Origin of the sequence: Flavobacterium tructae, assembly GCF_002217475.1 — a bacterium.
In the GTDB taxonomy this organism is placed as follows: domain Bacteria; phylum Bacteroidota; class Bacteroidia; order Flavobacteriales; family Flavobacteriaceae; genus Flavobacterium; species Flavobacterium tructae.
In genome coordinates, this window is sequence record NZ_MUHH01000011.1 from 54,632 (window position 1) to 75,995 (window position 21,364).

Sequence of the window (21,364 nt, forward strand, 5' to 3'; positions counted from 1 at the left end):
TTATCTTTAAGGACAAAAACACCACCTGAGTTATGAATCACACAAACACAATCAAAAAAGTAGCTATTGTGGGATACAACCGTATTCCGTTTGCAAGAGCTAATACCGCCTACGCCGAAGTTGGAAATCAACAAATGATGACCGCCGCTCTCGATGGTCTTGTAACCAAATACAATCTGAAAGGAAAATTAATCGGTGAAGTTGCCGGAGGGGCCGTAATCAAACATACTTACGACAATAATCTAATGAGGGAATGTGTCCTGAGAACAACACTCGATCCCGCTACTCCTGCCTGCGATTTGCAACAGGCTTGTGATACCGGAATCGAAAGTGCCATTTATATCGCTAATAAAATTGCATTGGGACAAATTGAATGCGGAATTGCCGGAGGTGTTGATTCTATAAGCGATATTCCGATGGCGGTGAGCGACAAACTTCGGAAAATTCTACTCCATGCCAGAAATGCAAAATCAATTACTGAAAAAATAAAGTTCTTTTTAAAAATTCGACCTGGAGATTTGGCTCCGCTGGTTCCCAAAAATGAAGAAGTTCAAACCGGACTTTCAATGGGAGGCCACACCGAAATCACTGCCAAACATTACAAAATCTCTCGCGAAGATCAGGACAACTTTGCACTTAAAAGTCATCTCAATATGGCGAAAGCCTATGATGATGGCTTTTTTAACGATATGATTACCCCCTTCAACGGACTTGACCGGGACAATAATTTAAGAAAAGACAGCACGCTGGAAAAATTGGCCAAGCTAAAACCAGCCTTTGACAAAATCAATGGAACTTTAACGGCAGGAAATTCAACTCCGCTAACGGATGGCGCTTCCTGCATTCTTTTAGCCAGTGAGGAATGGGCAAAAGAACACGATCTGCCCATTTTAGCTTACATCACCTTTGCTGAAATTGCTGCCATCGAATATGTCAAAAATCAGCAGAATCTTCTATTGGCTCCTTTGTTTGCTGTCAGTCGCATGCTTGATAAAGCAGGTTTGACCTTACAGGATTTTGATTATTATGAAATTCACGAAGCTTTTGCCGCTCAGGTTTTAGCCACTCTGAAAATCTGGGAAAGTCCTGAGCTAAGTGCTCAAATTGGACTTCCTAAAACCCTCGGAGCAATCGATCGCGAAAAACTAAATGTGAAAGGAAGCAGTCTCGCAGCAGCACATCCTTTTGCTGCCACGGGAGGTCGTATCATTGGTGTTATGGCTAAACTGTTAAACGAAAAAGGGTCCGGACGTGGGCTGATTTCCATCTGTGCCGCCGGAGGACAAGGCGTGACCATGATAATCGAAAAGTAATTAATTCCTATCGTTGTAAGCAACAAACCGGACAGGTTTTAAAAAACTGTCCGGTTTATTATTTTAAAAAATCAAAACTGTAACAAAATCGAAAAAAAAGTCTCTATAGTATAAAAAATGCTAATCCATTAATCCAAACATTGCTATATGAGAACTTTAAAACTTATCACTTTACTCATTTTCACTTTCTTTTCATTTTCGAAAGTAAATGCTCAGACCACTCCAAACGACAGTATAAAACTGGATTACACTAAAATTTACTCGTTGGCTTTAGATGGCAATCCAAAATCAGCTTTGCCGCTATTGGAAATCGATACCAATAAAAAAATAGCTGATAAAGACTTAAAATTCAAAACCAACTTTGAAAACCGATTTAAGTTTACAGAAGACAAAAGTGATTTTCTGGAAACCCGAAAATCAAAAATAGATCAGCTATTAAAGATATACAGAGATTACTGGCGTTTCTCTTTCCTGAACAAAGAAAAGAAAACCGATACACTGATCCTGAAAAACGTTTCGAATTTTCTTAAAACGAATTTCCCGTCTGCCAAAAACCTAACGCTTAACGAAGACAGCATCAATGTGTATCAAAAAAAATACATCGCAAGTTTAGGCTATCATACTACCGGATTTGGAAAAACAGGAGGTTTATATGACTTACTGGTTTGGAAAACAGAAAAAGACACCATCTATAAAGTTACCTATGATGGAAAAGAAACTCCAATTAAAATCTATTTTATGGATGATTTTGTCACCCTGGGCTGGAGCGAATATGCTACTCTGGGACGCTATTATCCTGCGGGCTGGGCTACAAAAGAAGCTTTGTTTTGCGTAAAAAAAGCCTATGACTTAAAATCCGAAAACTTTAGAGTAAGCTACATTGGTCACGAAGGAAGGCACTTTGCCGACTATAAACTATTCCCAAAATTAAAAGGGGTTGGTTCTGCCGATCTGGAATACAGAGGTAAATTAACTGAAGTTTCTCTTTATTCTCAGGAAGGTCTGATGAAACGATTGCAGTTTTTTATCAATACCGGAAACTATGATAGCGATAATGGCCATTCAATAGCCGCTTATTGTGTGATAAGAGATTTATCAAGAGTTTTATTTGGAAACGATTTCGAAAAGGACATCAACAAATGGAAAGCAATTCCGGCAAGCAAAATAAATGAAGCTGCTGCTAAACTTTTGGCCGAAAACACAAAAGCACTTGAGAAAATCCCGAATGTAGAGAAATTCATCAAATAGTACTTACATAAGATATGAAAAGCATTAAACACATAGAAACATAGATTTGAATTCTAAAGAGAGGGTACAAAAGACAAAAACATTTCTTTCGTCCCGATGCATCGGGACATTTTATTTAAAGTGCAACGTCTTCTGTTCCGTTCGAAAACCTATGTCTCTATGTGTTAAAATAAAACCACAGAAATAAACCCAAAACCAGAAAATCAGCTAAAACACTTTAAACCAACATACTAAACTCACAACCTAATTGTTTTTGAATTGTAATAAACAGTTCAAATAATAGTTTTTTCTTTACAAAAAATCATTTTTTTATAGTAAATTAGACCTCCTTTTAAATCAAGTCACTTATAAAATTTGTGTATAAATTCATTTTAAACTAAAATAAAAATGATTGACTCCAAAATACCCGAAGGTCCACTAGCCGATAAATGGAATAATTACAAAGCAAAAGCAAAGCTTGTAAATCCAGCCAACAGAAAAAAACTGAACGTTATTGTTGTTGGAACCGGACTTGCAGGTGCTTCCTGCGCAGCATCTCTGGCTGAACAGGGTTATAATATTCAATCATTTTGTTTTCAGGATTCTGCCCGACGTGCCCACTCTGTGGCAGCACAAGGAGGAGTTAACGCTGCAAAAAACTACAAAAACGATGGCGACAGTACTTTCAGAATGTTTTATGATACCATCAAAGGTGGTGATTTCAGATCGCGGGAAGCCAATGTATATCGTTTGGCTGAATGTTCCGCACATTTGATCGACCATGCTGTGGCGCAAGGCGTTCCTTTTGCCAGAGAATATGCCGGATATTTAAACAACAGATCTTTTGGAGGTGTTCAGGTTTCGAGAACCTTCTACGCACGCGGACAAACCGGTCAGCAGCTTTTATTAGGTGCATATCAGGGATTGTTGCGTCAGGTATCCTTAGGAAAAGTAACGATGCACACCCGTCATGAAATGCTGGAATTAGTAATTATTGACGGAAAAGCAAAAGGCATTATAGCCCGAAATCTCGAAACAGGAGCTTTAGAACGTCATGTTGCCGATGCAGTTGTACTGGCTTCGGGAGGCTACGGAAAAGTATATTATCTTTCTACACTGGCTATGGGCTGCAATAGTTCTGCCATCTGGCGAGCACATAAAAAAGGCGCTTATATGGCCGGAGTAAGCTGGATTCAGTTCCACCCTACCTCACTTCCACAACACGGAGCCAACCAATCTAAACTCACTTTAATGTCAGAATCATTGCGGAACGATGGTCGGATCTGGGTTCCGAAAAAAGCCGAGGACGCACGAAATCCCAATACCATTCCCGAAGAAGAACGTGATTATTATCTCGAACGTCGTTACCCCTCTTTTGGAAATCTGGCACCACGTGATATTTCATCGCGGGCGGCTAAGGAACGGATTGATGCCGGACATGGTGTCGGACCAATGAAAAACGCTATTTATCTCGACTTTTCAGATGCTATAAAAGCACAGGGGAAAAATACTATTGAAGCCAAATACAGTAATTTGTTCGCCATGTATGAAAAAATTACCGGTATCAACGCTTACAAAGAACCTATGCTAATTTCTCCCGCTGCCCATTTTACTATGGGTGGACTTTGGGTCGATTATGAATTAATGACCAGTATTCCCGGGCTATTTGCTTTGGGGGAAGCCAATTTTGCCGATCATGGCGCTAACAGACTCGGAGCGAATTCTTTGCTTCAGGCTTGCGTAGACGGCTATTTTATTGCTCCGTATACGATTCCGAATTATTTGGCAGGAGAATTAAACGCTCCAAAAGCAACCATCGACCACCCCGCTTTTGAAGAAGCCGAAAAATCCGTGAGAATGCAGCTCGATCGTTTTTTAAATAGCAAAGGCACCCTTTCAACCGATCACTTTCATAAAAAAATTGGACGATTACTTTATGAAAAATGCGGTCTTTCGAGAAGCAAAGAAAAACTGGAAGAAGCCATTGAAGATATAAAAGCCCTGAAAGCTTCTTTTGAAAAAGATTTACTGATTACCGGAGATGATACCTTAAACAGTGAACTCGAAAAAGCCGGAAGAATTGCCGATTACATAGAGCTGGCCGAATTAATGTGTTACGATGCTTTACAAAGAGAAGAATCTTGTGGAGCTCACTTTCGCGAAGAATACCAAACTACCGATGGTGAAGCAGTTCGAAATGATAATGATTTCTGCTATGTTTCAGCATGGGAATGGAAAGGGGAAGCCAAACCGCCTGAATTGCACAAAGAACCTCTCGTATTTGAATCGGTTGAACTTGCAGTAAGAAGTTACAAATAATCAAAAGTTGAAGAAACATGAAACTTTCTCTTAAAATATGGCGGCAATCTGATAGTTCCTCTAAAGGAAAAATGACCGATTATGAGATAGATGCCGTTTCAGAACATATGTCTTTTCTGGAAATGCTCGATCTTTTGAATGAATCCTTAATTCAGAAAAAAGAACGTGTTATTGAATTTGATCACGATTGTCGGGAAGGAATATGCGGACAATGCGGTGTGATGATCAACGGAAGAGCTCATGGTCCTCTAAAAAATACCACCACCTGTCAGCTCCACATGAGAAGTTTTAAAGATGGAGATACTATTTATATTGAACCTTTTCGGGCAAAAGCTTTTCCTGTACTCAGAGACTTAAAAATCGATCGTTCGGCTTTTGACGCCATCATTGCATCCGGTGGTTTTATCGGAGCTTCAACAGGTCAGGCACCGGAAGCAAATAGCATTCCCATATCCTATGAAACCGCCGAAGCGTCTTTTGATGCGGCAGCCTGTATTGGGTGTGGTGCCTGCGTAGCCACCTGTAAAAATGCCAGTGCAGCCTTATTTACGGGTGCAAAAATCACCCATTTGGCTTTGTTGCCACAAGGACAAATCGAAGCTCAAAAAAGAGTACTGAGCATGGTAAGCCAAATGGATGCCGAGGGTTTTGGAAACTGCTCAGACACCAGGGCCTGCGAAATTGAATGTCCACAAGGTATTTCGATTCTTTCGATCGCCAAAATGAATGCCGAATATACCAAAGCTTTAATTTTTAAAAAATAATACATCAATCATTTAATAAAATACACATAGAAACATAGACTTATCAAACTCAGAAATATCATTTCATAAGTTGAAAATACAAGCAACAAACCATGCGGAAGAAATGTATTTCATTTTGAAACCTTTTTGCCCCATTATTTCTATGCTTCTATGTGTTTATTAAAATAAAATCGTCTTAAAAAAAACAAACCCGACAAGTTTTTGAAACCTGTCAGGTTTACTTTATTAGATCAGACAGTAAAATAAGGTGTTAAAATATCTTCAAAATTATACAGTCCCTTGGGTTTGTTTTTCAGATTTTCGGCAACAAAAACAACTCCGTTTCCAAATGCTTCCCTCGAGATTGATTCATGAATTAAACGAACCGTCTGATATGGAAATCCAAATATAACCTCATGCTTACCTACTATTCCACCTGCCCTTACTGAGTTGATATTGTTTTTATCAAGTTCCAAAGCTTCCGCAATTTTAACCGCTGTTCCTGAAGTTCCTTCTTTCTTTTTAAAATGTTCTTCGTTTACTTCAATATCCACCCAGGGAGCAATTTTCTTTAAAAATTTAGCCGCAAAAAGCAGGTAATTAACCCCAAGCGTAATATTGGGCGACCAAAAGACCGTAGTTTTATGTGCCAGTTTCTTTAGTAACTGCAACTCTTTGTCTTTGTAATGAGAAATTGCCGAAATAATCTTAACCTTTCGCTTTGCAGCAACTTCTCCATAACTATAAATACCTTCATTGGAAGAAAAATCAATAATAACATCAACAGGATGTTTGTCTAATAATTCTTCCATCGTCGTTTTAGAACTGGAGTAAATAACCCCTTGTTCTTCTGACGGAATGCCCAAAAACTCTGAAACAGATCTCTTTTCCAAAACCGTACTTTGTCTTAAAACCCATTCCAGGCAAAATTTATTGTTTTCCAGTAGTACAGTAGCTACTGATTTTCCAGTCTTTCCGAATCCTATTAAACCTATTTTCATAATTCACTTTTTTATGAGCAGACTGCCCGTTTATAAAATTGACACTTTTGAAACTTCATGTCAAATCAAAAATTCAATTATTAACTAAGCTGATAATTATCCTCTTCTAGTAAAAATAGAGATTATATGCCGAGATCACTAGCAATAACTTTCATAAGTAACGATAATCGAACACGTTAACAGGAATACTACTGTAAAAATATTTTATAAGAAGCTCTAAAGACGTTTTTGGAATGATTGCCCGAAGAATATTAGTTTAGCTGTATTTTTATGCATAATTAGGCTTTACAAAAAATTGAGAATTTGTTTTCCCAATAAAATAATAATCGATTCTGGCACATTTTTAAATAAGATATCTATATTTGCAACAACGTTGCGTTAGTTTATAAGCTACCAAGTCCTTTAAAAATGGGCTTTTTCCATTAAGAATGAAAAAGAAAAATGTATTAATTCCTCTTTTTATGTCTGTAACTGTATTGTTTGCAATGCTGTTTCAGACGCTGCATTCTTACGAGCATGTTTACAAGCAGCTAACGAGTAAACATTGTGAGCATACTTATATTGAGGGGCAAAAGCAAATCACACACAGTCATACTGTAGACAACAATTGTCAGATTTGTCATTTTACGTTTAGCACCTTTATACCAAACACTTTTCAAACGTACTCTTTTCTTAAAGCAACCGTTGAAACTTTCAGCGTGTTCTTTTACGAAAAAACAATTTCTGTTGTTTTCAAAGGCAGTCTTTTTGCACTTAGGGCACCGCCATTTATTCGCTAGTTTACTGCATTTTCACCCGAAAAATTAAAAAATAGCTTTTGCTTGTCTTTTTCAAAGATCAGGTAAAACGCATTTGTAATCTTATTTGGTCTGTTTTCAATAAAACAGCTCCAATTAAGATACGAAAGACCATTTTGGTTTATCTAATTTACCTACTCTTCGGTTGTTCCCAGTAAATTCTACTCTTCCTATTTCGTCACCGGTTAAAATGTTTCAGCCCTAAAGGCTGTTACTATAACTGTGCATGAAAAGAAAAACCCGTACTAAAAATCATCCAAATACATCAAAACTATGCTTATAGCTGAAAATCTAACAAAAAAATATGGCGACCATATTGCTCTAAACAAACTCAACTTAACCATTAAAGAAGGGGAGATTTTTGCTTTATTGGGGCAAAATGGTGCCGGAAAAACCACCACAATCAACCTTTTTCTAGGTTTTATCGCTCCAACAGACGGAGAACTAAAAATTAATGACATATCCGTCATCGGCAACGCACAGGAAACGAAAAAATATGTTGCTTATATCCCCGAAACTGTCATGCTATATCCTAACCTTACCGGTCTGGAAAACTTAAAATTCTTCTCGTCGCTGGCAGGATTCAAATATTCGCAGGGAGAACTGACTTATTTCCTGTCTAAAGCAGGGCTTCAGATTAAGGCGCACCATCAAAATTTAGGTGGTTATTCTAAGGGAATGCGACAAAAAGTTGGAATTGCCATTGCGATTGCCAAAAAAGCCAAAGTGCTCTTACTGGATGAACCTACGAGTGGTTTAGACCCTAAAGCTTCCAACGAGTTTTCCCAAATACTAAAAGAACTTTCTGCTGATGGAACAGCCATTTTAATGGCTACACATGATATTTTCAGAGCGCGGGAAGTTGCTTCTCATATTGGCATTATGAGACAGGGAAACCTTGTTACCGTTATCGAAGCCGATAAAATCTCAGCAAACGAACTGGAAGATTTGTATTTACAAACTGTATAAAGGGAAATTACTTTCTCAATCCTATCCAAAAAAAATGAAACACTATATTCTCTCACTGTTTTTATTAAGCATTACTTCGTTTGCCCAATCGCAAACCGTTAATAAAAAGATATCTGATAGTATTCCTAAAGATTCTGTCAGGGTAAAAACCGAACACACACAATTGCAAACTGTCGAAATCATTGGCCGTTCGACCAAAAAATACAATAGCGATTATTCTTTTGCAGCCACAAAAATAGCCGCTCTCAACAAAGACATCCCACAATCCATATCCACGATCACCAAAGAATTAATTGCAGACAAAGGTGCTATTTATCTGGCCGATGCTGTAAAAATGGCCAGTGGAGTGATCCCTGCAAGTTATTACAATCAATATACCATTCGCGGAATCAGTCAAAATGAAGAAGGCCAGATCATAAATGGAATGCGAACGCATCAACATTACTTTTTACAACCTTTAACAACCAATATTGAAAGAGTTGAAGTGATCAAAGGGCCTTCGAGTGCCACATTTTCATCGGTAGATCCGGGCGGAAGTATCAATATGGTTACTAAAAAACCGCTGGCTGTTGACCGAAAAGAAATAAGTCTGACTGCAGGAAGCTTTAGCACTTTGCGAGGAACCTTAGATTTTACCGGTCCATTGAACGAATCAAAAACCCTTTTATATCGTGTAAACGGAGCGTATCAGGAAGCCAAATCGTTCCGGGATCTGATTCGTAATAAGTCATTCTTGATTTCGCCCTCGTTCAGCTACATTCCGAATGAAAAAACAGCGATCAATACCGAACTGATTTTAAGCAACATGACTGGAGTTCTGGATCGTGGACAGCCCATTTTTGGTGCAGTTGCAGGTGTTACCAGTTTAGACAAAACTCCAATTAGTTTGAACTTAGGTGCTCCCAATGATTTTTACAAATCAAAAGAAATGATTTTGATGACGAATTTCGCTCATAAATTCAGCTCTAAAATAGGGTTTAATGCTTCGTACATGAAACAAACCTGGACAGAAGACCTTCAGGAGCACAGAACTACAAATGCTTTTGCAGTCGATATGAACAATAAACCGGTTAGCAATCTGGCCATGATGCAGTTTGTACAGCGTCAGCAATATTGGGACGTTGATAATCTCACTTCTTATTTCAACTTTGATTTAAATACAGGAAAAATCAAACATAAATTGTTAGCAGGTTACGATTTAAGCAGCTGGAACAAAACCAAAGGTGGCGGACAAAATGCGGCCAGAGGTTATGTATTAAAAGATGGAACTGTAGCCCCTTCATTTGTTGCTGCTAATGCTGCCAATTATCAAACCATAACCGTTGACGGAGTAGTTTTACCTAAACCAAATGTCAATTATTTTAATCTCAACAATCCCGCTAATACCTTAACAAACCCCGACGATTATACGCTCAATGTCCGTACCGCATTACCTCCTGCACTAACTACTACTAATGCAATCTACATTCAGGATCAGGTGCAATGGGAAAGATTTACCATCTTACTGGGGTTGCGCCAAGAATGGTTTAAAGACATTACAAACTACAAATCCAACAATGAACTAACCGTGAAAAAATCGGCTTTACTGCCGCGTATTGGAGTGACTTATGCCGTAAACAATCAGATTAATGTTTACACGACTTATTTGGAAGGTTACCAGCCACAATCGAACACCGTGTCCTTAATGCCTCAAACGAGTAGCCTGCCCGCGGGAATTTTATTTGATCCGCTGGAAAGCAACCTGAAAGAGCTTGGATTAAAAGCTACTTTTTTCAATAATTCAGTAAGTTTCAACGCCGCTGTTTACGAAATCAATCAGCGCAATATTTTAATGAACGCCAACGACCCTGTAAATCCCGATCTGCTGGTGACAAGAGGTGCCGAAAGAAGCCGTGGTTTTGAGTGTGATATAGCCGGTTTTATTACGGCAGACTGGCAAATAAATGCTTCATACAGTTATATTGATGCTAAAATCACCAACGATCGTGATCCATCGTTAATTGGCGCACAAAAGCAAAATACACCCAAAAACAGTGCTAATTTATGGACGCGATACAATTTCAATTCTGATTCGGCTCTAAAAGATTTGGGCATTGGTTTTGGAATGCAATACCAAAGCAGCAAAGTACCCTGGTTTACAAGAGCTTTTACACTACCAGATTTTACGGTTTTTGATGCCGCATTCTACTATAAACCCAACAAAAGCAATATGCAAATTGCTCTTAATGCGGGCAATTTATTCAATAAAACGTACTGGCTGGGTGCTCAGAATTACCTGCGCCTGTTTCCCGGTGCACCACGTAACTTCAGTCTTACCGTAACTTATAAATTTTAAACTGTATCATGTCATTACATAAAGAAATTTTAATTGCCAGGCATTTAAAAAAGGCTGTTTTTAAAAATACGGCAGTCTATATCATCACGATTTTTATCGGTATCCTGTTGCTTTACGCCGCTTTTTCAGGTTGGGAAAATTACAGTAACCAGAATCAGACGAGCGAAAAATACCAGCATGAATCACGCGAAGACTGGCTCAATAATCCGGATAAGAACCCACATCGAATGGCGCATTACGGGAATTTTGCGTTTAGAAAAAGTACCCCCCTGAGCGTTTTTGAATTCGGGATGGAACCGTTTTTCGGAAATGCAATCTTTCTCGAAGCGCACAAACAGAACAGTGCCAATTTCTCAGAAGCAGGCTTTTCCAACAGTATGCTTCGTTTCGGAGAGATTAGTATTGCTATGGTTTTACAACTTTTATTGCCTCTGTTGATTTTTTTCTTAGGATTTAATGCTGTCGCAGCCGAAAGAGAAAACGGGACGTTAAAATTAATTTTAAGTCAGGGAATCAGTTGGAAACAACTCTTAACAGGTAAAATATTAGGGGTTGCAAGTGCCATTCTGCTCATTTTTGTTCCTACGATTATGGTTCTTGTATTGCTTTGGCTGCTGTTGCAGGATTTTACGATTTCAAGCGATGAAACCATCAAAATGGTATTCTTTATTCTGTTTCATTTTATTTACCTGATGTTCTTTTGTGTCATTGCTGTTTTGGTTTCTGCTGCGAGTAAAACTTCCAAAAAAGCATTAATTTCCTTAATCGGAATCTGGCTGGTTCTTACTATTATTTTACCCAGAACTACTCAGGCAATTGGCGCTTATCTTTATGAAGCTCCTTCCAAAATACAGTTCAACAGTGCTATCGAGAAAGACATCCTCAAACAAGGTGACAGCCACAACCCGAACGACATACATTACAAAGCCATAAAAGATTCCCTACTACGTGCCTACAAAATAGATTCTGTACAAAAACTGCCTTTTAATTATTCGGGATTTATCATGACGGAAGGAGAGAAAATCAGTTCGCGAATTTATAACGAACACTTAGAAGAGCTGCTAAAAGTTTACGATCAGCAGAACAGTTTTTCTAAGGCCGTTTCGTTCCTGAATCCCTATATCGCCATACGAAACCTGTCGATGGGATTATCCAACACCGATTATGGTTCGTATATTGATTTTCAAAAACAAGCTGAGATTTACCGCTATACTATGGCGCAAAAAATGAATGCCTTGCAAGTCAAATACATCAGTAATAAAAAGCCGGGACCAAATGACAAGCCTTTATCCATCAGCAAAGAACACTGGGCTGATCTGGAAGAATTTCATTATGAGCCAAAAGAAATCCCGGCTATTTTAAAATCCGAAATCCTCTCTGTAGTCTCTATTTTTCTCTGGATAATCCTGCTTTTTGCTCTCCTGCGAATTGCAGCCAAAAACCTTAAAGCCCTCTAATATGTTAGCATTACTTTTTAAAAATTTCATTCGCTCAAAAGGTACCAAAATTGGATTAATATTCCTGCTGCTTATCGGATTCATCGGTATTTTAATTGGGCAGCAGTTTCAACAAAAGCAGCAAAACAATATTGTGGAAGCTGCATTGTACCAAAAAGAGCATATTGCACGAAATGCCGCTTTTCACAAAGACGAAATGGGGCTCCTGCTCTACTACATCAAATTTTCTCTCATCAATAAAACATTGCCTCTCAATCCTCTGGCAATTGGTCAGCGTGATGTAAATCCGTCGATTCAAAGCGTCACGATTCGGGGTTTGGAAGGTCAGAAATACGACTCGGAACTCAACAATCCGAACAATCTTTTATCCGGAAATATCGATTTTAGTTTTGTATTAATTTATCTGTTTCCTCTTTTGATTATAGCATTCTCGTACAATCTGGTTTCGGAAGAAAAAGAAAGCGGCACCTGGAAAATTGTTTCTGTGCAAAGCGAAAATACCTTTTTATACATTCTTAAACTGTTTTATGTCCGAATTATAAGTCTGATCGCATTGTTCTCCTTTTTACTTCTTTTAGCCATTTTGATTCTGGGAATTCCTTTTGACTCCTCACTGCTCGCCTTTTACGGACTTGGTGTTTTGTATATTTTGTTTTGGTTTGCAGCCAGCTTTTTTATCGTTTCCCTTCAAAAAAACTCCAATTTCAATGCGGTTATTTTGCTAACGATCTGGTTATTTCTAATTATCGTTCTGCCAGCCGTAATCAATACGTATATTGTGAATAAATATACTATTCCGGAAGCTTTGGAGCTGACTGTAAAACAACGTAATGCCTATCATGAAAAATGGGATATGGATAAGAAAATCACAATGGATAAATTTTACCGACATTATCCGCAATTCAAGCGATATCCTTTGCCTGATACAGAGTTTAACTGGCTTTGGTATTACGCCATGCAGCAGGCGGGCGACGACGATTCGGCAAAACAATCTCAGGAACTGCAAACTAAACTGGAACAGCGCAACAAAGCCAGCCAGTTTATTGCTTTATTCGTTCCTACCCTGCATGCCCAACTTCAACTGAATGAAATTGCGAAATCTGATTTAGGAAACCAGCTTTTATTTTTGAAGGAAACCAAACATTTTCATGAAAAAATGAGACTGTATTTTTATCCGAAAATTTTTGAAAATACGCCAGTGGTTAAGGAAAATTGGTCGAAGTTTAAGGTAGAAACTTTTACAGATCCATCAAAAACTAATGGTATAAGAGCCTTTTTGCCATTGTTGCTTTTTAATTTGTTACTGATTGGTTTGGGTTGGATGAATTTCAAAAACAGCAAAAAAGAGACCTTTTAGAAGTTGATACTCTCAACTTAAGAATTTTAAACACATAGAAACATAGATCGAAATGCAGAAAAAGGCGTTTCATTTTAAATAAAATGTCCCGATGCATCGGGACGAAAGAAATATATTTCTCATTCGTATCCTCTTTTAAGAATACAAATCTATGTTTCTATGTGTTTCATAATTTTAGCATTCCACCATCGGAATCAATATTTCAATTCACCTTATTTAAAAATTCTAAAATAAATCCTTTAATTTAAAAATTAATATCGTAATATTGCAATATTATATTTAAATCATATGGGAGCTTCTAAAACGGAACATTTTACCGACAAACAAAATCAGATCGCCACTATAGCCAAAGCATTGGGGCATCCGGCCAGAATTGCTATAATTGAATATCTGTTAAAAGTAAACGAATGTATTTGCGGAGATATCGTAAATGAGTTACCCCTGGCACAGCCTACCGTTTCACAACACCTGAAAGAACTAAAAAATGCAGGACTTATCAAGGGAAACATTGAAGGAAACGCCATCTGTTACTGTATCAATGAAGAAACTTTTGATGTTCTAAACACCTACTTTTCTGGTATTATTACCGTTACAAAAAATCAAAAATGCTGTTAAAGGCTTTTTTTATCTTACTATATCGCAATATTGCATTATAACTATAAAACAAGAAAAATGAAACTATCAGACATTAAAAACGTTCTGCCTACTCTCGAAAATGTAGCATTTCAATTGGAAAACGGAACTTTTGTTCCGGAGCATTTTCACGTTACCGAAATAGGAATGATTACTAAGAATTTTATCGATTGCGGCGGTGTAATTCGTCAGGAAAAAAGTGTCAACTTTCAGCTTTGGAATGCGGACGATTACGAGCATCGACTAAAACCCGGCAAACTTTTACATATCATTAAACTTTCAGAAGAAAAACTAAATATTGAAGACCTGAATATCGAAGTTGAATATCAAAACGAAACTATCGGAAGGTACGATTTAGAGTTTAATGGTAATCATTTTGTATTGAAAAACAAAGTCACAGCCTGTCTGGCACAGGATGCCTGCGGAATTCCATCACCATCCGGCTTTATCGAATTAAGCAAGGACAGAACAAACTCCTGCTCTCCAAACTCGGGCTGTTGCTAAACTATGAGCGCTTTCTTTCTTAAATATAAAAAACCAATTATAATCACTACAGCTGTTATTGTACTGCAACTGATTTATGGCTTTGAGCCTAAATTTTGTATGATCAATATCATTTGGTTACTCGTTTAAAACTATGACAAAAAATATTCTAGTGCTCTGTACAGGAAATAGCTGCCGAAGTCAAATCGCTGAAGGGTATTTACGCCACTTCCTGGGCAACAAAGCCCACGTTTACAGCGCCGGTATTGAAACTCACGGTGTAAATCCAAGAGCCATTGCGACTATGAAAGAAGATGGAATCGATATTTCAGAACATACTTCAAATCATATTGATGAATATCAAAACATCCATTTTGATATTATCCTGACAGTTTGTGATCATGCTCATGAAAAATGCCCTTTTCTTCCAAGCCAAGCTCAAAAATTTCATCAAAATTTTCCGGACCCGGCCAAGGCAACAGGAACCGAAGCAGAGATTATGCAGGAATTCCGTACTGTGAGACAAATGATTAAAGCGTATTGCAACACGTTTGCAAAAACGATTTACACAAACTACTAAATACAAATCTATGTTTCAATGTGCTAAATAACCTTATCAACGAGCTGTTTCTTATCATAATTTATAATACATTCATCAAAGTATAAAATGATGCGATCGACAGAATACCAATGGCCTTTTTTAAATTTGTTGGAAACGAAAAGAAGCTTCTGCCTCTTTGTAAATCTACCTCATCATGAAATTACAACACCTTCAGATTCAATCCAACAATATTCAGGAAACAGCGGCATTCTATCAAAACGTACTTAACCTTCCAATTCTTGAAAAAGATTCCAGGTCAGTTACTATTCAGGCTGGTGAATCGGTTTTACAGTTTATCGAAAATCTTCAACTCGACTCTATCTATCATTTTGCTTTTAATATTCCTCAAAACAAGCTGCAGGAGGCCATTCAGTGGGCCACAAACAAAGTGGATTTAATAGTTATTGAAGACACTACTGTTATCGCTAATTTTGAGAACTGGAATGCCAACGCGATCTATTTTTATGATAACAATGGTAATATACTGGAATTCATCGTTCGATATGACCTCAACAATGCTCAAACGGAGCCCTTTAGTTCTCAATCTATACTCAACATCAGTGAAATTGGAATTCTCAATGAGAATCCTCTTGTTCTGGCTAACCAACTCATAACGCAACACAACTTAGAATTTTTCAGAAAAAATGACAATAGCGAGCTCTTCGCTGCCCTTGGAGATGATGAAGGCCTGCTCATTATGGTACGCCCGGGTCGAAACTGGTATCCTACTCAAATACCTTCTGAAAGCAATACAACCGAAGTGCGATTGGAGAATAACGGAATTCAGATTGAATTGAAGTTTTTCTAAAGATTTGTCTGCTCCTCCTCCACTTTTTTTTATTTTTATACAAAACTCAAAATCTAAAAAATGCCATTTGTCCGAATCAGTTTACCTAAGAAGCTTTCCTTAGAAACCAAAAACAATATTTCAGAAGCGATTCATCAATCTTTAATAGCAGAATTTCATATTCCAAGTGCTGATTATTTTCATGTAATTGAAGAATTAGAACCACATCAGATAAAATATCCCGAAAGTTATCTTGGTATTTCACATTCTGAAGAAATTGTATATGTTCAGATTACCGCAGGACAAGGCCGAACAGTAGAACAAAAAAAGAAATTATACCACCAAATTGCAACAAGAATTGCCGCAACAACAGCGATTCTAATTAATAACGTGATTATTGTTTTATTAGAAAATAACGGTTTGGAAAACTGGTCCTTTGGTAACGGAGAAATTCAGGAACCAACACATTTAAAAAAATAAGCTTTTATAACACAGTCTTTATCCCGCTCCGGTCATTCTGGATGCGAATAAAGCAAAAAAACAAAACCGTTTCAGTTTAAACTCTGAAACGGTTTCTTTCTATTAAAATTTCATCTTTTGAATCCTCACGGCATTCAATATAGCCAGTAAAGCAACTCCAACATCAGCAAAAACAGCTTCCCACATGGTTGCGAGTCCGCCGGCACCCAAGATAAGTACGACAGCTTTTACAACGAAGGCCAGCGTAATATTTTGCCAGACGATTTTTTTGGTTTGTTTTCCAATGTTTATCGCCATCGGAATCTTGCTTGGTTTATCGTCCTGAATGACCACATCGGCAGTTTCGATCGTGGCATCACTGCCTAACCCTCCCATCGCAATTCCAACCGTACTTAAAGCAATTACCGGAGCATCGTTTACACCATCCCCAACAAAAGCTACCGTTTCGTTTTTGGCTTTAATTTCGTTTAGTTTATTCACCTTATCTTCGGGTAATAAATCTCCAAAAGCATTTGTAATGCCTAACGTTTTGGCTACAAACTGCACTACATTGGTTTTATCACCGCTCAGCATGGTTACTTTAACGCCGAGAGCTTTCAATTTGGTTACTGCCTCTTGCGCATCTGCTTTAATTTCATCGGCAATTGTTAAATAACCTGCAAACTTATTGTCGTAAGCAATGGCAATGGTCGTATAAACCACCGCATTTGGATCAACATCGTATGCTATACTGAATTTATCCATCAGTTTAAAATTTCCTACGTGCAGTTCTTTTCCGTCTATTTCAGCTTTTAATCCGTGTCCGGAAATCTCCTCGACGTTTTTCAGTAGTACTGAGGAATCGATTTGCCCTACATAATTGTGAATGGCAGTCGCAACGGGATGTGTACTCTGACTTTCAAGTACATTGACCAGTTTTAAAATTTCGTCTTTGTCAAAACCGTCCTGAATAATCACTTCCTGAACTTTAAAAACACCTTCGGTCATTGTACCTGTTTTGTCCATCACAACATTCTGAATGGTCGAGATACTGTCTAAGAAATTACTTCCTTTAAACAGGATACCGTTCTTGCTCGCTGCTCCGATTCCGCCAAAATAGCCTAGCGGAATGCTGATCACCAAAGCACAAGGACACGAAATTACCAGAAAAACCAATGCTCTGTACAACCAGTCACTAAACACATAATCGGATACAAAAAGCATGGGTAACAAGCAAATGGCAATCGCCAGATAAACTACAATGGGCGTATAAATCTTAGCAAATTTTCGAATGAACAATTCTGCGGGAGCTTTTTTAGTAACGGCATTCTGAACCATTTCCAAAATCTTAGACAATTTACTGTCGTTGTAAGCTGCCGTTACTTTTACCAATGCAATGGTACTTCCGTTAATCATTCCGGCCAAAACAGCTTCTCCTTTTACTTTGGTGTCCGGTTTGCTTTCTCCCGTAAGTGCTGCAGTATTAAAGGAAGCCGAATCGGAAAGTAATTCTCCGTCCAGTCCCAGTTTTTCCCCTGCTTTCAGCTGCACAATCGCTCCAATGGCAACATCGGCAGCTTTAACTTTAGTCGCAACATTATTTTCCAAAACACTTACCTCATCAGGACGCTGGTCCAACAAGCTTTTTATATTTGATTTGGCACGACTGACTGCCAATCCCTGAAAGTTCTCACCAATAGTATAAAACAACATCACAGCAACGCCTTCCGGAAATTCTCCAATGGCAAATGCTCCGATAGTGGCAATACTCATCAGGAAAAACTCCGAAAACACGTCGCCTTTTCTGATGCTTTCATAAGCTTCCTTTAAAACAGGGAATCCCACCGGCAGATATGCGATAACATACCAGGCGATTCTAACAGGCCCCGAAAACCAATTTTGTTCGAAATACTGATCGAATCCAATTCCAATCAGCAATAAAACAAAGGAAATAATGGCCGGTAAAAACATTCTAAACCATCCACTATCCGCACTATGACCGTGATCGTGTCCGTCATCGTCTGAATGTACAGGCTCGTCATGTGAGCAGCAGGAACCGGGTTGATTTATTTTATTTTTTTTAATCTTTTCTTCTTTATGTAGATGTTCCATGAGAAATTTAAAGTTTTAGGTTTCAAAGTTTCAAGTTTAAACTTTGCTTCAATAATGTTCTAAATTTACGGATTTTGTATTAATAGTTTTTAGGCAATAACAATTAATCTGGCAAAGGCAATGCAAAGCAGGAAGCTATCCAAGAACTTACAGGTTCCCAACGAGATACACTGCCATGCATTTCTACAAAAAAACCTTTGTTCCTTTGTGCCTCTGAACCTTTGCCCCTATTAGGATTTAATGATCATGTTCTCCCCCGCCTTTCATAGCCGAAAGCAAATAGAAAGCTCCTTTCGTTACGATTTTTGCATTTGGATCAACATTTTCTACAAATTTTATTTCTGTAAAGCCCAGATCTGTTGTACCCGGAATAACTTCCACTGCTCTAAAATGAACTTCTTTCTCATGATTTCCTTTTTCCGGCGTTTTCTTCTCTTCATGTGCTTCTTCTTCCACATAAACAAAATACTTATCGGCATTTCGGACTACAGCATCTTTTGGTAACGCAGGAACGGTAGCATTGGTGATATTAATGTTAGCCGAAACGTACATCCCCGGAATCAGTCCTTTAGCGTCAGCAGATTCGATTTTAGCATGTACCGCAACGGTTTTACTTTCGTTTGAAAAAGACTTATTAATTCCGAAAATCTTCCCTTTAATGGATTTATTGGACTGATTGGTTAAAACAAAATCGATAACCTGACCAATTGAAATCGACCCCAGATCTTTTTCATACACGTTCAAATCCAAATGCATCTGACTGTTATCGACCACTTCAAACAAAACGACTCCCGTTTGAGCATAAGCCCCTTTTGCAATGCTTATCTTCCCTACATAACCGTTGATTGGCGCTACAACCGGGACTAACGAAGTGCTTCCTTTGGTACTTACATGCAAAGCTTCCAATTTGTTCTTCGCAGCCTGTGCACGGGCTCTTTCTGCTGCCAGTTTTGATTTTACTTCCTGAAATGTTTTTCTTGGATTTACATTTTCATCGCTCAGCGTTTTCTGACGGTTGTATTCCAATTGCAGGTATTCGATATTGGCTACTGCCGAATGGTATTCTTCCTGCATTTCGATTACTTCCAGATTTTGAATGGTCGCCAGTACTTTTCCTTTGTTAACGTACGTTCCTTCCAAAACAAAAATATCTTTGACTGTTCCTCCTATTAAAGTCGAAACTTCTGCTGAATTTTGTGGCGGAACGGTAGTGTAACCGTTGGCTTTAATAACCTTGTTAAGATTTCTGTTTTCTACCAAACCAGTTTCAATCCCAACCGTTTTATATTGCGCTTCGTTTAAAGCAACTTCTGTCTGCGATTTTTCTTCCTCCGGAGCCTCTTCTGTTTTCTTTTGACCACAGGATGCTAAAACCACTATCGAAGCTACCATTAATCCCAAATAAGCGAACTTTCTTTGCGATAAAACCTTTGTCCTTTTTACTGTTGTATTATTATTGATCTTTTTCATTTTAATTGTTTTTGATGGTTGGAAATTGCAATTCGATTGCGCTCTGATTAAAGTTGTGCGTGGCCTCTGTATATTGCTTCTTAATATCAATTGCCTGATTTAAGAAACTGATGTACGACCAATAACTCAAATCGCCATTGGCATAACTTTTCTGGGCCGTACTAATAATCTGATCGGCATACTGCAATCCTTCTTTTTGAAAATAGTCCATTGCTTTTTGCTGCTTCTCGAAATTGTTTTGCAATTCCTGTTTTTGCAGATTCAACGTCAGCTTGTTTTTGTCCAAAGCCAGTTGCGACTGCGAAATACTGATTGCCGAAGCCTTAGCTTTTGCTGTATTTACCCCTCCAAACAACGGAATCTGCAATCCCGCCGTAAAACCCTGAAACAAGGATTGTGTGTTGATCGTTTGTGCAAAATATCCCAATCCAACTTTTGGTGTTCGCATGGCTTTGTGTGTATTGGCTTCTTTCTGATACACCGAAATTTGCTGCTGATAAAAATCGGTCATTAAAGTCTCTGCTTTTGAACTTCCTTCTTCCTTTACCATGGAATATTGCAAGGCCGTTTGATCGTCCGGAATGACATTCTCATCCGTTTGCACAAAAAACTGCAGCTGCTTTTGGTAAATCGCTAAATCAAATTCTATCTGTGCTTTTTGAGTTTCAATCTCTTTTACTTTTGCCTTTGCACTTATGACTTCAATATTTCCGCTTTCTCCGGTTTTAAAACGAAGCTCAGCATTCTTCAGGAATTTGGTATAAATTTCATTCAGTTCCGAGTTTAGCTTCTGAATGGAAACGCCGTACAGGTATTGATAATAGGCAAGAGTAACGGCTTTTTCTACTTCATAAGTCGACAACGCTTTTCGTTTTTCGGCCAGTTTTGCTAATTCTTCCTGCAATTGTCTATTGGCTTTTGTGACATTCCCTAACGGAAAAAACTGCTGTACGGAAACATTATGGTCGTAATCGGCACTATTGAACTGCCCACCCTGGTATTGCACCTGAAGCGGATCTGCCTGAAATGCCGTCTTTTTCAAAACGGTTTGTTTTTCAATTTCTTTATCGGCAATCTTCAAATCGATGTTGTTTGATTTTGCCAGTTCGATTGCTTTTTCTAAACTGATTTTTTGCTGTGCTGTTGTTAATGTCGTTGCAAACAAGAGTGCTAGCACCAACTTGTTTAACCGCAAAGCACGCAATGCATCTTTCGCAAGGTGCGCAAAGGAGCTTGTGTTTATATGCTTTAGTATGTTTTTCATTTTTATATTTTTTGTTTCTCGCAGATTTTGCTGATTG

At 38.2% G+C, this 21,364-nt stretch carries 18 protein-coding genes; 14 read left to right on the plus strand and 4 right to left on the minus strand.

Annotated features, from left to right (window positions below):
* Positions 1–32: 32 nt before the first annotated feature.
* The 4 genes from B0A80_RS02880 (at position 33) to B0A80_RS02895 (ending at position 5,623) form a co-directional block, all read left to right on the plus strand.
* Entirely contained in the window at positions 33–1,313 is a 1,281-nt protein-coding gene (locus B0A80_RS02880) for an acetyl-CoA C-acetyltransferase (protein ID WP_089076350.1), read from the plus strand.
* A 147-nt stretch (positions 1,314–1,460) separates the two neighbouring features.
* Positions 1,461–2,561 (plus strand): hypothetical protein, encoded by a 1,101-nt coding sequence (locus tag B0A80_RS02885; RefSeq protein ID WP_089076351.1) that lies wholly within the window; start codon positions 1,461–1,463, stop codon positions 2,559–2,561.
* Between the two features lie 387 nt (positions 2,562–2,948).
* On the plus strand, positions 2,949–4,859 hold the full coding sequence (locus B0A80_RS02890; RefSeq protein ID WP_089076352.1) for a fumarate reductase/succinate dehydrogenase flavoprotein subunit: 1,911 nt from the start codon (positions 2,949–2,951) through the stop codon (positions 4,857–4,859).
* Positions 4,860–4,876: 17 nt separating this feature from the next.
* Positions 4,877–5,623: a succinate dehydrogenase/fumarate reductase iron-sulfur subunit gene (locus B0A80_RS02895; RefSeq protein WP_089076353.1), complete on the plus strand. Its 747-nt coding sequence runs from the start codon at positions 4,877–4,879 to the stop codon at positions 5,621–5,623.
* A gap of 230 nt (positions 5,624–5,853) precedes the next feature.
* Here B0A80_RS02895 and B0A80_RS02900 read toward each other — a convergent pair whose 3' ends face one another.
* On the minus strand, positions 5,854–6,603 hold the full coding sequence (locus B0A80_RS02900; protein ID WP_089076354.1) for a 4-hydroxy-tetrahydrodipicolinate reductase: 750 nt from the start codon (positions 6,601–6,603) through the stop codon (positions 5,854–5,856).
* A gap of 428 nt (positions 6,604–7,031) precedes the next feature.
* Between B0A80_RS02900 and B0A80_RS02905 the strand changes: the two genes are divergently transcribed.
* The 10 genes from B0A80_RS02905 to B0A80_RS02950 all read left to right on the plus strand — a co-directional run bounded on the left by B0A80_RS02905 (position 7,032) and on the right by B0A80_RS02950 (position 16,502).
* The gene (locus tag B0A80_RS02905) at positions 7,032–7,382 is read left to right on the plus strand and encodes a hypothetical protein (protein WP_070908460.1); all 351 of its coding nucleotides are present in this window, start codon (positions 7,032–7,034) and stop codon (positions 7,380–7,382) included.
* Between the two features lie 291 nt (positions 7,383–7,673).
* The gene (locus B0A80_RS02910) at positions 7,674–8,369 is read left to right on the plus strand and encodes an ABC transporter ATP-binding protein (protein WP_070908461.1); all 696 of its coding nucleotides are present in this window, start codon (positions 7,674–7,676) and stop codon (positions 8,367–8,369) included.
* A 34-nt stretch (positions 8,370–8,403) separates the two neighbouring features.
* Complete coding sequence (locus tag B0A80_RS02915) at positions 8,404–10,704, plus strand: TonB-dependent siderophore receptor (protein ID WP_089076355.1); 2,301 nt, start codon at positions 8,404–8,406, stop codon at positions 10,702–10,704.
* A gap of 8 nt (positions 10,705–10,712) precedes the next feature.
* Complete coding sequence (locus B0A80_RS02920; RefSeq protein WP_089076356.1) at positions 10,713–12,161, plus strand: ABC transporter permease; 1,449 nt, start codon at positions 10,713–10,715, stop codon at positions 12,159–12,161.
* Position 12,162: 1 nt separating this feature from the next.
* Positions 12,163–13,518, plus strand: a complete 1,356-nt coding sequence (locus tag B0A80_RS02925; protein ID WP_089076357.1) for a DUF3526 domain-containing protein — start codon at positions 12,163–12,165, stop codon at positions 13,516–13,518.
* A gap of 288 nt (positions 13,519–13,806) precedes the next feature.
* On the plus strand, positions 13,807–14,133 hold the full coding sequence (locus tag B0A80_RS02930; protein WP_070908465.1) for an ArsR/SmtB family transcription factor: 327 nt from the start codon (positions 13,807–13,809) through the stop codon (positions 14,131–14,133).
* A 57-nt stretch (positions 14,134–14,190) separates the two neighbouring features.
* Positions 14,191–14,655: a DUF6428 family protein gene (locus B0A80_RS02935; RefSeq protein ID WP_089076358.1), complete on the plus strand. Its 465-nt coding sequence runs from the start codon at positions 14,191–14,193 to the stop codon at positions 14,653–14,655.
* A 151-nt stretch (positions 14,656–14,806) separates the two neighbouring features.
* Entirely contained in the window at positions 14,807–15,214 is a 408-nt protein-coding gene (locus tag B0A80_RS02940; protein ID WP_455550103.1) for an arsenate reductase ArsC, read from the plus strand.
* Between the two features lie 175 nt (positions 15,215–15,389).
* Positions 15,390–16,043: a VOC family protein gene (locus B0A80_RS02945; RefSeq protein WP_089076360.1), complete on the plus strand. Its 654-nt coding sequence runs from the start codon at positions 15,390–15,392 to the stop codon at positions 16,041–16,043.
* Positions 16,044–16,103: 60 nt separating this feature from the next.
* Positions 16,104–16,502, plus strand: coding sequence for a tautomerase family protein (locus B0A80_RS02950; RefSeq protein ID WP_089076361.1), 399 nt, complete (start codon positions 16,104–16,106; stop codon positions 16,500–16,502).
* A gap of 102 nt (positions 16,503–16,604) precedes the next feature.
* Here the strand turns inward: B0A80_RS02950 and B0A80_RS02955 are convergent, their stop codons facing one another.
* From B0A80_RS02955 to B0A80_RS02965, 3 genes are all read right to left on the minus strand, one after another.
* Positions 16,605–18,593 (minus strand): heavy metal translocating P-type ATPase, encoded by a 1,989-nt coding sequence (locus B0A80_RS02955; protein WP_089076362.1) that lies wholly within the window; start codon positions 18,591–18,593, stop codon positions 16,605–16,607.
* A 237-nt stretch (positions 18,594–18,830) separates the two neighbouring features.
* Positions 18,831–20,063, minus strand: a complete 1,233-nt coding sequence (locus B0A80_RS02960) for an efflux RND transporter periplasmic adaptor subunit (RefSeq protein WP_089076363.1) — start codon at positions 20,061–20,063, stop codon at positions 18,831–18,833.
* Between the two features lies 1 nt (position 20,064).
* Positions 20,065–21,327: a TolC family protein gene (locus tag B0A80_RS02965; RefSeq protein ID WP_089076364.1), complete on the minus strand. Its 1,263-nt coding sequence runs from the start codon at positions 21,325–21,327 to the stop codon at positions 20,065–20,067.
* Between the last annotated feature and the right edge of the window lie 37 nt (positions 21,328–21,364).

What these genes read in the sequence shown, in the direction of transcription:
- B0A80_RS02880 (WP_089076350.1), top strand. Translation starts at nt 33, where the DNA reads ATGAATCACACAAACACAATCAAAAAAGTAGCTATTGTGGGATACAAC.
- B0A80_RS02885 (WP_089076351.1), top strand. Translation starts at nt 1,461, where the DNA reads ATGAGAACTTTAAAACTTATCACTTTACTCATTTTCACTTTCTTTTCA.
- B0A80_RS02890 (WP_089076352.1), top strand. Translation starts at nt 2,949, where the DNA reads ATGATTGACTCCAAAATACCCGAAGGTCCACTAGCCGATAAATGGAAT.
- B0A80_RS02895 (WP_089076353.1), top strand. Translation starts at nt 4,877, where the DNA reads ATGAAACTTTCTCTTAAAATATGGCGGCAATCTGATAGTTCCTCTAAA.
- B0A80_RS02900 (WP_089076354.1), bottom strand. Translation starts at nt 6,603, where the DNA reads ATGAAAATAGGTTTAATAGGATTCGGAAAGACTGGAAAATCAGTAGCT.
- B0A80_RS02905 (WP_070908460.1), top strand. Translation starts at nt 7,032, where the DNA reads ATGAAAAAGAAAAATGTATTAATTCCTCTTTTTATGTCTGTAACTGTA.
- B0A80_RS02910 (WP_070908461.1), top strand. Translation starts at nt 7,674, where the DNA reads ATGCTTATAGCTGAAAATCTAACAAAAAAATATGGCGACCATATTGCT.
- B0A80_RS02915 (WP_089076355.1), top strand. Translation starts at nt 8,404, where the DNA reads ATGAAACACTATATTCTCTCACTGTTTTTATTAAGCATTACTTCGTTT.
- B0A80_RS02920 (WP_089076356.1), top strand. Translation starts at nt 10,713, where the DNA reads ATGTCATTACATAAAGAAATTTTAATTGCCAGGCATTTAAAAAAGGCT.
- B0A80_RS02925 (WP_089076357.1), top strand. Translation starts at nt 12,163, where the DNA reads ATGTTAGCATTACTTTTTAAAAATTTCATTCGCTCAAAAGGTACCAAA.
- B0A80_RS02930 (WP_070908465.1), top strand. Translation starts at nt 13,807, where the DNA reads ATGGGAGCTTCTAAAACGGAACATTTTACCGACAAACAAAATCAGATC.
- B0A80_RS02935 (WP_089076358.1), top strand. Translation starts at nt 14,191, where the DNA reads ATGAAACTATCAGACATTAAAAACGTTCTGCCTACTCTCGAAAATGTA.
- B0A80_RS02945 (WP_089076360.1), top strand. Translation starts at nt 15,390, where the DNA reads ATGAAATTACAACACCTTCAGATTCAATCCAACAATATTCAGGAAACA.
- B0A80_RS02950 (WP_089076361.1), top strand. Translation starts at nt 16,104, where the DNA reads ATGCCATTTGTCCGAATCAGTTTACCTAAGAAGCTTTCCTTAGAAACC.
- B0A80_RS02955 (WP_089076362.1), bottom strand. Translation starts at nt 18,593, where the DNA reads ATGGAACATCTACATAAAGAAGAAAAGATTAAAAAAAATAAAATAAAT.
- B0A80_RS02960 (WP_089076363.1), bottom strand. Translation starts at nt 20,063, where the DNA reads ATGAAAAAGATCAATAATAATACAACAGTAAAAAGGACAAAGGTTTTA.
- B0A80_RS02965 (WP_089076364.1), bottom strand. Translation starts at nt 21,327, where the DNA reads ATGAAAAACATACTAAAGCATATAAACACAAGCTCCTTTGCGCACCTT.